14 protein-coding genes are annotated in these 12518 nt (G+C 58.5%); 10 read left to right on the top strand and 4 right to left on the bottom strand.

Features of this window, described 5'->3' with window-relative positions; translation table 11 throughout:
• Positions 1–34 precede the first annotated feature (34 nt).
• From ACX3YD_RS23140 to ACX3YD_RS23120, 5 genes are read left to right on the top strand one after another with little or no spacing between them, the layout of a single operon-like run.
• Positions 35–817, top strand: a complete 783-nt coding sequence (locus tag ACX3YD_RS23140) for a transporter substrate-binding domain-containing protein (RefSeq protein WP_047526433.1) — start codon at positions 35–37, stop codon at positions 815–817.
• 56 nt (positions 818–873) lie between these two features.
• On the top strand, positions 874–1602 hold the full coding sequence (locus tag ACX3YD_RS23135; protein ID WP_090467485.1) for an ABC transporter permease: 729 nt from the start codon (positions 874–876) through the stop codon (positions 1600–1602).
• Positions 1599–2309 carry an ABC transporter permease gene (locus ACX3YD_RS23130; protein ID WP_047526431.1) on the top strand — a complete coding sequence of 237 codons (711 nt, stop codon included), beginning with the start codon at positions 1599–1601 and terminating at the stop codon, positions 2307–2309. Before ACX3YD_RS23135 ends, ACX3YD_RS23130 begins: the two co-directional genes overlap by 4 nt.
• Positions 2310–2321: 12 nt before the next feature.
• Entirely contained in the window at positions 2322–3440 is a 1119-nt protein-coding gene (locus ACX3YD_RS23125) for a succinylglutamate desuccinylase/aspartoacylase family protein (RefSeq protein ID WP_090467483.1), read from the top strand.
• A 13-nt stretch (positions 3441–3453) separates the two neighbouring features.
• On the top strand, positions 3454–4218 hold the full coding sequence (locus ACX3YD_RS23120; protein ID WP_047526429.1) for an ABC transporter ATP-binding protein: 765 nt from the start codon (positions 3454–3456) through the stop codon (positions 4216–4218).
• A 51-nt stretch (positions 4219–4269) separates the two neighbouring features.
• On the opposite strand, the gene ACX3YD_RS23115 is transcribed toward ACX3YD_RS23120, so the two are convergent.
• The 3 genes from ACX3YD_RS23115 to dcd all read right to left on the bottom strand — a co-directional run bounded on the left by ACX3YD_RS23115 (position 4270) and on the right by dcd (position 5871).
• Complete coding sequence (locus ACX3YD_RS23115; protein ID WP_103403570.1) at positions 4270–4650, bottom strand: hypothetical protein; 381 nt, start codon at positions 4648–4650, stop codon at positions 4270–4272.
• A gap of 337 nt (positions 4651–4987) precedes the next feature.
• Positions 4988–5197: a hypothetical protein gene (locus ACX3YD_RS23110; protein ID WP_017336784.1), complete on the bottom strand. Its 210-nt coding sequence runs from the start codon at positions 5195–5197 to the stop codon at positions 4988–4990.
• Between the two features lie 107 nt (positions 5198–5304).
• Entirely contained in the window at positions 5305–5871 is a 567-nt protein-coding gene (gene dcd, locus ACX3YD_RS23105) for a dCTP deaminase (RefSeq protein ID WP_007904652.1), read from the bottom strand.
• 354 nt (positions 5872–6225) lie between these two features.
• Here dcd and ACX3YD_RS23100 point away from each other — a divergent pair, with 354 nt between their 5' ends.
• Positions 6226–6435, top strand: coding sequence for a cold-shock protein (locus ACX3YD_RS23100; protein ID WP_002554837.1), 210 nt, complete (start codon positions 6226–6228; stop codon positions 6433–6435).
• Between the two features lie 108 nt (positions 6436–6543).
• On the opposite strand, the gene ACX3YD_RS23095 is transcribed toward ACX3YD_RS23100, so the two are convergent.
• The gene (locus ACX3YD_RS23095; protein ID WP_458961131.1) at positions 6544–7551 is read right to left on the bottom strand and encodes a DUF481 domain-containing protein; all 1008 of its coding nucleotides are present in this window, start codon (positions 7549–7551) and stop codon (positions 6544–6546) included.
• A 163-nt stretch (positions 7552–7714) separates the two neighbouring features.
• Between ACX3YD_RS23095 and ACX3YD_RS23090 the strand changes: the two genes are divergently transcribed.
• The 4 genes from ACX3YD_RS23090 (at position 7715) to ACX3YD_RS23075 (ending at position 12500) form a co-directional block, all read left to right on the top strand.
• Complete coding sequence (locus ACX3YD_RS23090; protein WP_458961130.1) at positions 7715–8068, top strand: MGMT family protein; 354 nt, start codon at positions 7715–7717, stop codon at positions 8066–8068.
• A 44-nt stretch (positions 8069–8112) separates the two neighbouring features.
• On the top strand, positions 8113–9672 hold the full coding sequence (locus ACX3YD_RS23085) for an AmpG family muropeptide MFS transporter (RefSeq protein WP_458961129.1): 1560 nt from the start codon (positions 8113–8115) through the stop codon (positions 9670–9672).
• Positions 9673–9813: 141 nt separating this feature from the next.
• Positions 9814–11529, top strand: a complete 1716-nt coding sequence (locus ACX3YD_RS23080) for a proline--tRNA ligase (protein ID WP_103403574.1) — start codon at positions 9814–9816, stop codon at positions 11527–11529.
• 17 nt (positions 11530–11546) lie between these two features.
• Positions 11547–12500 (top strand): hypothetical protein, encoded by a 954-nt coding sequence (locus tag ACX3YD_RS23075; protein WP_090467476.1) that lies wholly within the window; start codon positions 11547–11549, stop codon positions 12498–12500.
• Positions 12501–12518: the final 18 nt, after the last annotated feature.

Raw genomic sequence — 12518 nt, 5'->3', positions numbered from 1 at the left:
ACAAGCGCTCATATTGGTTCTTAGGGATTGAATAATGAAAAAAGCATTGCTGACCCTTTCTGCACTGGCATTGTGCGTTGCCGCTGGCTCCGCGCTGGCAAAGGAATACAAGGAATTGCGTTTTGGCGTTGACCCTTCCTATGCACCGTTCGAGTCGAAAGCGGCCGACGGCAGCCTGGTCGGTTTCGACATCGATCTGGGGAACGCAATCTGCGCCGAGCTGAAGGTCAAGTGCAAATGGGTCGAGAGCGATTTCGACGGCATGATTCCTGGCCTGAAGGCCAATAAATTCGACGGCGTGATCTCTTCGATGACCGTCACTCCGGCCCGCGAAAAAGTCATCGACTTCTCCAGCGAGCTGTTCTCCGGCCCAACCGCTTACGTGTCCAAGAAAGGTTCTGGCATCACGGCAGACGTCGCGTCGCTCAAAGGCAAAACCGTCGGCTACGAGCAAGGCACCATTCAGGAAGCCTATGCCAAAGCCGTTCTGGACAAGGCTGGCGTGAAAACCCAGGCCTATCAGAACCAGGACCAGGTGTATTCCGACCTGACTTCCGGTCGTCTCGACGCCGGGATCCAGGACATGCTGCAAGCCGAACTGGGCTTCCTGAAGTCGCCAAACGGCGCCGATTACGAAATCAGCAAGCCGGTCGACAGCGAACTGCTGCCAGCCAAGACAGCGGTCGGTATTAAGAAAGGTAACACCGAGCTGAAAGCCCTTTTGGATAAAGGTATCAAAGCGTTACACGATGATGGCACCTACGCCACCATTCAGAAGAAACACTTTGGCGATCTGAATCTGTACAGCGGCAAATAATGCCCGGCGCCCATTTCGCGATGGGCGCTTTTTTCTTCCGATCAGGTTGCTGATTTATGTTTGAAAACCTCCTACAAAATCTGGGGCTCTCAGCCTTCAGCCTCAAGGGCTTCGGTCCGTTGCTGATGGAAGGCACCTGGATGACCATCAAATTATCGGCGATGTCGCTGCTGGTGGCCGTATTGCTCGGCCTGCTCGGCGCCAGTGCCAAACTGTCAAAAGTCAAACTGCTGCGCTTGCCCGCCCAGTGCTACACCACGCTGATTCGCGGGGTGCCGGATCTGGTGCTGATGCTCCTGATTTTCTACAGCCTGCAAACCTGGCTGACATCGTTCACCGACTACATGGAATGGGAATACATCGAGATCAACCCGTTCAGCGCCGGTGTTTTGACCCTGGGCTTCATATACGGCGCGTACTTCACCGAAACGTTCCGCGGCGCGATCCTCGCCGTGCCTCGCGGCCAGGTTGAAGCCGCCACCGCCTACGGTCTCAAACGCGGCCAGCGTTTCCGCATCGTGGTGTTCCCGCAGATGATGCGCTACGCCCTGCCGGGTATCGGCAACAACTGGATGGTCATGCTCAAGGCCACCGCGCTGGTATCGATCATTGGCCTGGCTGACCTGGTCAAGGCCGCGCAGGACGCCGGTAAAAGCAGCTACCAGCTGTTCTATTTCCTGGTACTCGCCGCCCTGATCTACCTGGCGATCACCAGTGCCTCCAACTTCATTCTGCGCTGGCTGGAACGCCGCTATGCCGCCGGGACACGGGAGGCCGTGCGATGATCGAACTCCTTCAGGAATACTGGAAAGCCTTTCTCTACACCGACGGCCAGAACATCACCGGCCTGGCCATGACCCTGTGGCTGCTCAGCGCATCGATCTTCTTCGGTTTCATCGTATCGATTCCATTGTCCATCGCCCGGGTCTCGCCGCACTCCTACATTCGCTGGCCGGTGCAGTTCTACACCTACCTGTTCCGGGGCACACCACTCTATATCCAGCTGCTGATCTGCTACACCGGTATCTACAGCCTGGCCGCCGTGCGTGCGCAACCGCTGCTGGACAGTTTTTTCCGCGACGCAATGAACTGCACGATCCTGGCGTTCGCCCTGAATACTTGCGCCTATACCACGGAGATTTTCGCCGGGGCGATTCGCAGCATGAACCACGGTGAAGTCGAAGCGGCCAAGGCTTACGGCCTGACAGGCTGGAAGCTGTATGCCTACGTGATCATGCCTTCGGCCCTGCGTCGCTCGTTGCCCTACTACAGCAACGAAGTGATTCTGATGCTGCACTCGACCACCGTGGCGTTCACCGCGACCATCCCGGACATCCTGAAAGTCGCTCGGGACGCCAACTCGGCGACCTTCCTGACCTTCCAGTCGTTCGGCATCGCCGCACTGATCTACCTGACCGTCACCTTTGCGCTGGTCGGCCTGTTCCGTCTCGCCGAACGCCGATGGCTGGCCTTCCTCGGGCCGACCCACTAGGACTTCTCGCACATGCGCCACCAGATACATGACTTGCTGTCCCCGCTGCCGGGGACCGCACGACAGATCCACAGTTTTCACTTCGGGCCGCAACCGGCCAACGGCAAGATCTACATCCAGTCCTCCCTTCACGCCGATGAAATGCCCGGCATGCTGGTGGCCTGGCACCTCAAGCAACGCCTGGCGGAGCTGGAAGCCGCCGGCCGCCTGCGCAGCGAAATCGTTCTGGTTCCGGTGGCCAATCCGGTCGGCCTGGAGCAAGTGCTGATGGATGTACCGCTGGGCCGCTACGAGCTGGAAAGCGGTCAGAATTTCAACCGCTGGTTCGTCGATCTGAGCGAAGAGGTCGGCAACGAGATCGAGGGCCGACTGGGCGATGACCCGCAGCACAACCTCGAACTGATTCGTGACAGTTTGCGTAATGCACTTGCCCGGCAGACGGCCAGCACCCAGTTGCAATGCCAGCGCCTGACCCTGCAGCGGCTGGCCTGCGATGCCGACATGGTGCTGGACCTGCATTGCGATTTCGAAGCCGTCGCGCACCTGTACACCACACCGGATGCATGGCCCCAGGTCGAGCCTCTGGCCCGCTACATCGGTGCCGAGGCCAGCCTGTTGGCCACTGACTCCGGCGGGCAGTCGTTCGACGAATGCTTCACCTTGCTCTGGTGGCAGTTGAAAGAGCGCTTCGGCGAACATTTCGACATTCCGGCGGGCAGCTTTTCGGTGACCGTCGAACTGCGCGGCCAGGGTGACGTCAACCACCCGCTGGCCAGCCTGGACAGTCAGGCGCTGATCGATTACCTGATTCATTTCGGCGCGATCACCGGTGAGCCGGCGCCCATGCCCGAGCTGCCCTACCCGGCCACACCGCTGGCGGCTGTCGAACCCGTGGCCACGCCCGTCGGCGGCTTGCTGGTGTTCACTGCGCTGCCAGGGGAATACCTGGAAGCCGGGCAATTGATCGCTGAAATCATTGACCCGATCGCGGATCGCGTTACCCCCGTTCATTGCACCGCCGCCGGGTTGATGTACGCCCGCTCGCTGCGCCGCATGGCCACTGCCGGCATGGTAATCGCCCATGTCGCGGGCACCGAAGCCTATCGCAGCGGCTACCTACTTTCGCCTTGAGGATGCCCGTTCCATGTACAAACTGACCATCGAAGGCCTGCATAAAAGCTACGGCGATCATCAGGTGCTCAAAGGCGTTTCGCTCAAGGCCAACACCGGCGACGTCATCAGCCTGATCGGCGCCAGCGGCTCGGGTAAAAGTACCTTTCTGCGCTGCATCAACTTTCTCGAACAACCCAACGACGGCGCCATGAGCCTCGACGGCCAGGCGATCCGCATGATCAAGGATCGACACGGCATGCATGTCGCCGATCCCGATGAGCTGCAACGGATCCGTACCCGCCTGGCCATGGTGTTCCAGCACTTCAACTTGTGGAGCCACATGACCGTGCTGGAAAACATCACCATGGCCCCGCGCCGGGTGCTGGGGTGCAGCAAGCAGGAAGCCGAAGACCGCGCACGACGCTATCTGGACAAGGTTGGCCTGGCAGCGCGGGTGGCGGACCAATATCCGGCATTCCTCTCCGGCGGCCAGCAACAGCGGGTGGCCATTGCCAGGGCGCTGGCCATGGAGCCGGAGGTCATGCTGTTCGATGAGCCGACTTCGGCGCTCGACCCGGAGCTGGTGGGTGAGGTGCTACGCGTAATCCAGGGCCTGGCCGAAGAAGGCCGGACCATGATCATGGTGACCCACGAAATGAGCTTCGCCCGCAAGGTCTCGAGCCAGGTGCTGTTCCTGCATCAGGGCCTGGTGGAAGAGGAAGGCGCGCCGGAAGACGTGCTGGGCAATCCGAAGAGTGAGCGATTGAAGCAATTCCTCAGCGGTAACCTGAAATAAACGCCGAACGAAAAAAGGGGAGCCGCATTCCCGGCTCCCCTCACTCAAACATCAAGCACTCGCATCGTGCTCAAGCCTGAAACGGCCATTGGTCACTTCCAGACCGTCTGCATCTATCCCACTGAAGCTTCCGGCAAACTGCGCATCTCCACCCACGGTCAAATCAAGTGCGCCTCGATACAACTCGGCTTCGGAGTTGCCCGTCACATGGATAACCATGGGGGACCGCTCACTAAGCCCCAGACTGAAGCTGCCACTCTGGATTCCAACCGGCAGATAGACATAAAACGCTGTCCCCTTCCCGTTATCAGCCTCGATACAGTGGATGCCTGGCCGATCATGGAAGTAGAGTCCGTGCGTCACGCGAAACGGTAGGGGATCGCCTGCCGTGCTCACATCGGCACTTAAATGCCCCGATCGATTTGTACTCATCTGAATGTCCTTTTCATAGGCGGAATAACTGCCCGCCGCCGACCTTTTCCAAAAAGTCGCAGAACGAGCAACGCCGGAATAAAAACACGGCCGGATCGGAAATAGGTTTCGACGACGTTTACAGTTATTGCCGGATATGAGTCGATCAACACTGGAGCGATCTTCGCCCGCGCCGACGCACAAGCAGCAGCGCTTTCGATGCGTTTGCTGGTGACCATGAAGTCCGCCGGGACAACAACTGTAGGATCTTTGTTATCGGCGACAACGAAATATGGTCAGTCAGCTGAAGTCTTCACAGACCTCAGCTGACTGACCATTCATTTTTCTGCGCAGGCGGTCAGGCCACAGGGGCGGGAGGCGGCTCATCCGGCAAGGTGGGCTCACCGGGCTCGGTGGGCTGTTCGTTGGGGGTATCGGGATCAGGCTGGCCGGGGATGCCTCCGGCCATGCTGATCGGAGGGTGTGCCAACAAGGACCAGGCCAGGACGCCAACCTGATTGGGCTCAAGCCTTGCCAGTTCGGCACTTATTCGCGGGTCGATCTTCATAAAGCACTCCTGAGCGATGGTCCGGTCCGCGTTGCGCGAATCAGAGCAGTACACTCCATAGAGTGTACGCTCGCCCAGGAATTCCCACGGTTCGTCAGACGGCTGACTCAGGTCCGCGGCAGGGTCACGCCACGCTGGCCCTGATACTTGCCGCCACGGTCCTTGTAAGACACTTCACACTCTTCGTCAGACTCAAGGAACAGCATCTGTGCCACGCCTTCATTGGCGTAGATTTTCGCCGGCAGGTTGGTGGTGTTGGAAAATTCCAGGGTCACGTGACCTTCCCACTCAGGCTCGAGCGGCGTGACGTTGACGATGATGCCGCAACGCGCGTAGGTGCTTTTACCCAGGCAAATGGTCAGCACATTACGTGGAATGCGGAAGTATTCGACGGTGCTGGCCAGGGCGAAGGAGTTCGGTGGAATGATGCATACGTCGCTGTGGATGTCGACGAAGCTGCCAGCATCGAAGTTTTTCGGGTCGACGATAGCCGAATTGATGTTGGTGAACACCTTGAAATGATTGGTGCAACGCACATCGTAGCCGTAGCTGGACACACCATAGGAGATCACACGGCTATCGTCGCTGCCGCGCACCTGACGCTCCACGAAGGGCTCGATCATGCCGTGCTCTTGCGCCATGCGGCGAATCCACTTGTCCGATTTGATGCTCATGGCGGGTGTCCTGAATAGCGAGGTGGAAAAAATCTGTCCGGCATCTTACCGGGGCACGCCCTTGGGTTCAAAGACCGGGTCACAATTCTCGACAATCATCCGAAATCACTGGCCCCTTGAAACAATCGGATGCACCGTCGATCACGAAAACCAAGAAACCTTCGCAAGAAACATTGGCACGTTCCGGAAAAAGGGTTAAGGTGGCGTCACTGTGCTGCTTGTGTCACTGAGAATCTCTACACGATATGTTGAATTTCGATCCAACCATCTACAAGAATTTTTCCTGCTCTTTGCACTCAGTCTCGGCCAGGGTTCTTCCTGAGTCGCAGTTATCTTTGTTCAAGGAGTTACACCATGTCTAATCGCCAAACCGGTACCGTTAAGTGGTTCAACGATGAAAAAGGCTTCGGCTTCATCACTCCACAATCCGGTGACGACCTGTTCGTTCACTTCAAAGCTATCCAATCCGACGGCTTCAAAAGCCTGAAAGAAGGCCAACAGGTTTCTTTCATCGCTACCCGCGGTCAGAAAGGCATGCAAGCTGAAGAAGTTCAAGTTATCTAACTTGTACTTGCTTTAGTAAAAAGCCCCGCCCTCAACAGCGGGGCTTTTTTGTGCCTGCGTGTTTTTCCAGGCATAGAAAAACGCAGCCGAAGCTGCGTATTTCAGCACTTACCAAGTCACACCAAACCCTGCGGTGTAACGGGTCTTACTCAAGTCAGCCTCATCGGAACCACTGACAATATCCCTCTCGGCCTTGAGGTTCAGCGACGCCCAGTCGGTCACTTTATAGCGCAGCCCCATCTCGGCATCGAGCGCGTAGTCGGCCACGCCCGACAACGGCTTGGCCACCTCACCACTGGTGAAAAACGCCACCTTCTTGCCAATCAGGTAACGGTTGTAATCCCATTTCATGGCCAGGGAATAGAAATTCTCCTTGCTGCCGTCGCGGTACTCATAATCGGTGCGATTGACCAGCGACCCCAGGGAAAATGCACCTAATTCGTCATCCCAGAACTGATAGCCAGGACCGGTACCCACGGTACGCTGACGAGACAGGTCTTCTACCTTGTCGCGTTTGTAAACCAGACGACCTTCCCAGAACCATTTGTCGGTGATGAAGCGGTCGAGGGAGTATTCAGCTCGCCAGTTGTCCGTAGTGACAACGTCATCCTGGAACTCGCGATTGTATTCGCCTTCCGCGATGTGCCGCCAACGACCATGGCGGGCAGTAGTCTTGAAGTCGATGTCGTAATCATCGGTATCTTTGTCCGCACGCTGGTAATCCAGGGCCGCGTCGATATTGCCCTTCCATACCAAGTCTTCGACCACCGGCTTGGGTTTGAGGATTTGTTGGACACTGGCCAGCTCGACTGTCTTGGGAGCCTCGCCATTGGCCAAAATGACCTTGCCATCCTCCGCAGCATGCAACGACTTGGCCTTCTCGCCGGTGTAGGCGTCCTGCTTGACCAACAGTTCCTGATCACTTTCCAGTGTTTTGACCTGCTTCCAGTCAATGGGGACCGCGCCGGCGTATTCGGTCTGGATCAACAGCTTGCCACCATCGAACAGAATGATCTTGCCACTCAACTTGTCACCGTTCTTCAACCACACGGTATCCGCGAGCAAGGGGGTAGAAGCACTGACGATGGCGAGACACAACACGGTTCTGGAGAACATAAGCAAATACAGGCTCAGGTACGCAAAAAGAATTGGCCCTATTCGCAGGAATAAGGCCCTGGCTAGGACTGACCCCGCCCCTATCTATTGAGTTCATTTCTCAATGGACGATCAAGGATTTACTCTACAGACGGTACTGCGAACTTTTTCAGGAACCCCGGATGTGATCGAACCAACCAATGGCAACGAGAGTGCGGCACAAATCCGACGCACGGCGCTCTACCTGACACTCGCACAAGTGCCGGAGGGCAAAGTGGTGAGTTATGGCCAATTGGCCGAACTGGCCGGACTGGGGCGCGCCGCCCGCTGGGTCGGTCGGACACTGAGCCAGTTGCCCGGCGACAGCAAATTACCCTGGCACCGCGTACTCGCCGCCGGCGGGCGCATCAGCCTGCCCGCGGGCAGTCCATCCGGGGACGAACAACGCGCCCGATTGCGCATGGAGGGCATCAGTATCCTGAACAATCGTGTTGATATTCAGCGTCATGGCTGGCGCCCGGTAGAGCACAGCGGTTAGAGTGCGCGCTTTGTTTCCGTATTTCTTGAGGCAGACTCCAGCCCATGCCCCGTAAAACCTGGCGCGCCGCGCTCGCCGCATATGCCAGCCCCTCGACGCTTGTACTGTTACTGCTGGGTTTCGCCGCCGGCCTGCCGTACATGCTGGTGTTCTCGACTCTTTCGGTCTGGCTGCGCGAAGCCGGTGTGGCTCGCGAAACCATCGGCTATGCAAGCCTGATCGGTCTGGCCTATGCCTTCAAATGGGTCTGGTCGCCTCTGCTCGACCAATGGCGCCTGCCCCTGCTGGGCAAGCTCGGTCGACGACGCTCCTGGCTTGTTTTGTCGCAATCACTGGTGATCCTCGGCCTGATCGGGATGGGCTTTTGCGACCCGCAAAAACACCTTTCCTGGCTGATCGCCATCGCGGTCATTGTCGCATTCGCCTCGGCAACGCAAGACATCGCCGTGGACGCCTACCGCCTGGAGATCGCCGAAGACAGTCGCCAGGCCGCCCTCGCCGCCAGTTACATGTCCGGCTATCGGATTGCCGCTTTGCTGGCGACGGCAGGCGCCCTGTTCTTCGCCGAAGGCTTCGGCTCCACCGGTTTCAACTATCAGCACTCCGCCTGGACCGGCACCTACGTGCTGTTCGGCGCCCTGATGATACCGGCGCTGCTGACTTCCCTCTTCATGCGCGAACCACCGGTCCCGCTGCGCACCCAGCTGCAGGCCGGGCGTTATAGCTTCGCGCATCAACTGGCTTCAGTGTTCGTACTGATCGTACTGCTGGTGTCCGTCCCGGCGATGTTTACCCAGCTCTACAACACCGACTTTGCCAGCGTGCTCTTCCATGGCGTGAGCCTGCTCGATCTGCTGCTCGAAGACCGCGCGTTCCTTCGGGCAATTCTCTATACCACGCTGACTGCGCTGTGCCTGTCGACCATGGGCCGCCGTGGCCTCGCGCCAGTGCTGACGCCGGTCAACGACTTCATTCTGCGTTACCGCTGGCAAGCCCTGCTGCTGCTTGGGCTGATCGCCACCTATCGGATGTCCGATACGGTCATGGGTGTGATGGCCAACGTCTTCTACATCGACCAGGGCTTCACCAAAGATCAGATTGCCAGCGTCAGCAAAATATTCGGCCTGATCATGACGCTGGTGGGCGCCGGCATGGGCGGCCTGCTGATCGTGCGTTTTGGCATCTTGCCGATCCTGTTCATCGGTGGCGCCGCATCGGCGGCAACCAACCTGTTGTTCCTGATGCTCGCGGACATGGGCCCCAACCTGAACATGCTGATCGTCACCATTTCACTGGATAACTTCAGCTCCGGCATGGCGACTTCAGCCTTCGTCGCCTACCTGTCGAGCCTGACCAACCTGAAGTTCTCAGCCACCCAATATGCCCTGCTCAGCTCGATCATGCTCTTGCTGCCACGCCTGATCGGCGGCTACTCAGGCGTCATGGTGGAGAAATTCGGCTACCACAACTTCTTCCTGATCACCGCCGTGCTGGGCGTTCCGACCCTGGTATTGATCGCCTTGCACTGGTTCCAGGAGAGCCGCCGCGCAGGACCGACACCGACGCCGGAACCGGTTCCGACCCAGGTCGCGGAGGAATCGTAAGAAATACGCAGGAAACCTTGCAGAGGGCGCAGAGATTCCCGCCCTCCTGCCACACCGCCGGCCGCACTTCTGTACGACAGCGGATCTCGCCCGTACAATGCTCCGTCATTTCTCGTCATCAGCAACCGACAACGGCCAACCATGCGCACCAGTCAATTTTTGCTCGCCACACAGAAAGAAACGCCTTCCGATGCGGTCGTGATCAGCCACCAGCTGATGCTGCGCGCCGGCATGATCCGCAAACTCGCCTCGGGCCTGTATACATGGCTGCCGATGGGCTTGCGAGTAATGCGCAAGGTCGAAGCCGTCGTTCGTGAAGAAATGAACGCTGCCGGCTCGCTTGAAGTGTTGATGCCGAGCACTCAACCGGCAGAGCTGTGGCAGGAATCCGGTCGCTGGGAAGAGTACGGCCCTGAATTGCTGCGCTTCAAGGATCGTCATGGTCGCGATTTCTGCGCCGGCCCGACCCACGAAGAAGTCATCACCGATCTGATGCGCAACGAGTTGAGCAGCTACAAGCAGCTGCCGATCAACCTCTACCAGATCCAGACCAAGTTTCGTGACGAAATCCGCCCACGCTTTGGTTTGATGCGCGGCCGCGAATTCATCATGAAGGACGCCTATTCGTTCCACGCTGACCAGCCATCGCTGCAGGTCACCTACGACCGCATGCATCAGGCGTACTGCAACGTGTTCACCCGCCTGGGCCTGAAATTCCGCCCGGTTGAAGCCGATAACGGCTCCATTGGCGGTGCCGGCTCCCACGAATTCCACGTACTGGCCGAGTCCGGCGAAGACGATATCGTCTTCAGCAACGGTTCCGACTACGCCGCGAACATCGAGAAGGCTGAAGCCGTACCGCGCGAAACCTCCCGCGCAGCACCGACTGAAGAACTGCGCCTGGTCGACACGCCGAACGCCAAGACCATCGCGCAACTGGTCGAAGGCTTCAACCTGCCGATCGAGAAGACCATCAAGACCCTGGTGGTTCACGCTGAAGAGAAAGGCAAGCTGATTGCCCTGATCATCCGTGGCGACCACGAACTGAACGAAATCAAGGCTGCTAACCAACCGGGCGTTGCCAGCCCGCTGGTCATGGCTTCCGAAACCGAACTGCGCGACGCCATCGGCGCCGGCGCCGGCTCCCTCGGCCCGCTGAACCTGCCACTGCCTATCATCATCGACCGCTCGGTCGAGCTGATGAGCGACTTCGGCATCGGTGCGAACATCGACGACAAGCACTATTTCGGCGTGAACTGGGAACGCGACCTGCCGGTTCCGACCGTTGCCGACCTGCGTAACGTCGTCAGCGGCGACCCAAGCCCGGATGGCAAAGGTACCCTGGAGATCAAGCGCGGCATCGAAGTCGGGCATATCTTCCAGCTGGGCAACAAGTACAGCAAAGCGATGAAGTGCGAAGTGCTGGGCGAGAACGGCAAGCCGATCACCCTGGAAATGGGCTGCTACGGCATTGGTGTTTCCCGCGTGGTTGCCGCTGCCATCGAGCAGAACAACGACGAAAAAGGGATCATCTGGAGCGACGCGCTCGCACCGTTCCAGGTCGCCCTGGTACCACTGCGCTACGAAACCGAGCTGGTTCGCGAAGCCACCGACAAGCTGTATGCAGAACTGACTGCAGCCGGCTTCGAAGTGCTGCTGGACGACCGCGACAAGAAAACCAGCCCGGGCATCAAGTTCGCGGACATGGAGCTGATCGGCATTCCTCACCGGATCGTGGTCAGTGACCGCGGCCTCGCCGAAGGCAACCTGGAATACAAGAGCCGTACCGAGGCCGAGCCGCAAGCGCTGCCGGTCGCTGACGTACTGTCTTTCCTGCAGGCCCGTATCCGCCGCTGAAACCAGATAGAGACGTCATGTTCAAGCGAAACACCTTAGGCCTCGGTGGTGCCGCCCTGTGCGGCACCCTGCTGGTCAGCGGCTGTGCCAATCACATGTCACAACGCAGCGAGCACGAGGAACGTGTCGAGCGCAAATTGCTCGATCACAGCCTGCAGATCGATGTCGGTGAGCCCAAGGTGCTTGAGCTCCCGCAACGCCGGGTAAAGATCCACGAGCAGAAGACCTTCGAAGTCACCGAGTTCGAAGTCACCCGTCATTACGATCGCTATACGCCTTATCAACCCTGGCGGGAGATCTACGAGATCCCGCTGGGTGCAGTGGCGGTGGTGGGCGGCGTAGGCGCGAACGTGGTTAACGTGTTTGCCCTGGGCAATCTTCCCGACAGCATGACCAAGGACTGGCTCAGCTACGGTTTCGCCGGACTCAACCCGTTCATGAACGTCCAATCCAACGGTCGTGCGCAACAGAACCTGGCCGGTATCGATGAAGTCCAGCGCGACAAGCGTAAGGAATACTCAAGCCTGCCTTGGAGCGAACGGCCGGTCGAGGTCAAGGCCGGCAAGGAAACCTTCGAACTGACCACCGACAAAAATGGCGTCTTGCGCCTGAATCTGCTGGACAGCCCGTTCGCCGAATATGACCTCAATCATCTGGGTAAGCTGCAGATCAGCGTCGATGACTCAAAGGGCGATGTGCATAGCGATTCGTCCCTGGCGCTCAGCAGCACGCTGCGCGGCAAATTGCTCGAAGCTCATGGCCTGATTTACGACGACCTCGAAGACGACGAAGTGAGCCAATGGGTACACCGGGTCAAACGCCTGTCGGAACTGGGGCTGGAGGAAGAAGCCAGTGAACTGGAACAAAGCCTGATCGAACTGACCCGTAACGATCCCGAACTGCAGACCGAATTCCTCAAGGCACTGACCAAGGATGCCGGACGACTGGTAGCAGATCCGGGGCCGAACTAAACGCTCAGAGCATCGCGG

Source organism: Pseudomonas fluorescens group sp. PF-1 (assembly GCF_054481335.1).
Note: the sequence above shows the minus strand (reverse complement) of the source record. Positions and strands in the feature narration are given on the sequence as shown.

Excerpts from the sequence above, each read along its gene's own strand:
- ACX3YD_RS23080 (WP_103403574.1), top strand. The coding sequence starts at position 9,814 with ATGCGCACCAGTCAATTTTTGCTCGCCACACAGAAAGAAACGCCTTCC.
- ACX3YD_RS23110 (WP_017336784.1), bottom strand. The coding sequence starts at position 5,197 with ATGAAGATCGACCCGCGAATAAGTGCCGAACTGGCAAGGCTTGAGCCC.
- ACX3YD_RS23125 (WP_090467483.1), top strand. The coding sequence starts at position 2,322 with ATGCGCCACCAGATACATGACTTGCTGTCCCCGCTGCCGGGGACCGCA.
- dcd (WP_007904652.1), bottom strand. The coding sequence starts at position 5,871 with ATGAGCATCAAATCGGACAAGTGGATTCGCCGCATGGCGCAAGAGCAC.
- ACX3YD_RS23075 (WP_090467476.1), top strand. The coding sequence starts at position 11,547 with ATGTTCAAGCGAAACACCTTAGGCCTCGGTGGTGCCGCCCTGTGCGGC.
- ACX3YD_RS23095 (WP_458961131.1), bottom strand. The coding sequence starts at position 7,551 with ATGTTCTCCAGAACCGTGTTGTGTCTCGCCATCGTCAGTGCTTCTACC.
- ACX3YD_RS23085 (WP_458961129.1), top strand. The coding sequence starts at position 8,113 with ATGCCCCGTAAAACCTGGCGCGCCGCGCTCGCCGCATATGCCAGCCCC.
- ACX3YD_RS23100 (WP_002554837.1), top strand. The coding sequence starts at position 6,226 with ATGTCTAATCGCCAAACCGGTACCGTTAAGTGGTTCAACGATGAAAAA.
- ACX3YD_RS23140 (WP_047526433.1), top strand. The coding sequence starts at position 35 with ATGAAAAAAGCATTGCTGACCCTTTCTGCACTGGCATTGTGCGTTGCC.
- ACX3YD_RS23120 (WP_047526429.1), top strand. The coding sequence starts at position 3,454 with ATGTACAAACTGACCATCGAAGGCCTGCATAAAAGCTACGGCGATCAT.
- ACX3YD_RS23135 (WP_090467485.1), top strand. The coding sequence starts at position 874 with ATGTTTGAAAACCTCCTACAAAATCTGGGGCTCTCAGCCTTCAGCCTC.
- ACX3YD_RS23130 (WP_047526431.1), top strand. The coding sequence starts at position 1,599 with ATGATCGAACTCCTTCAGGAATACTGGAAAGCCTTTCTCTACACCGAC.
- ACX3YD_RS23115 (WP_103403570.1), bottom strand. The coding sequence starts at position 4,650 with ATGAGTACAAATCGATCGGGGCATTTAAGTGCCGATGTGAGCACGGCA.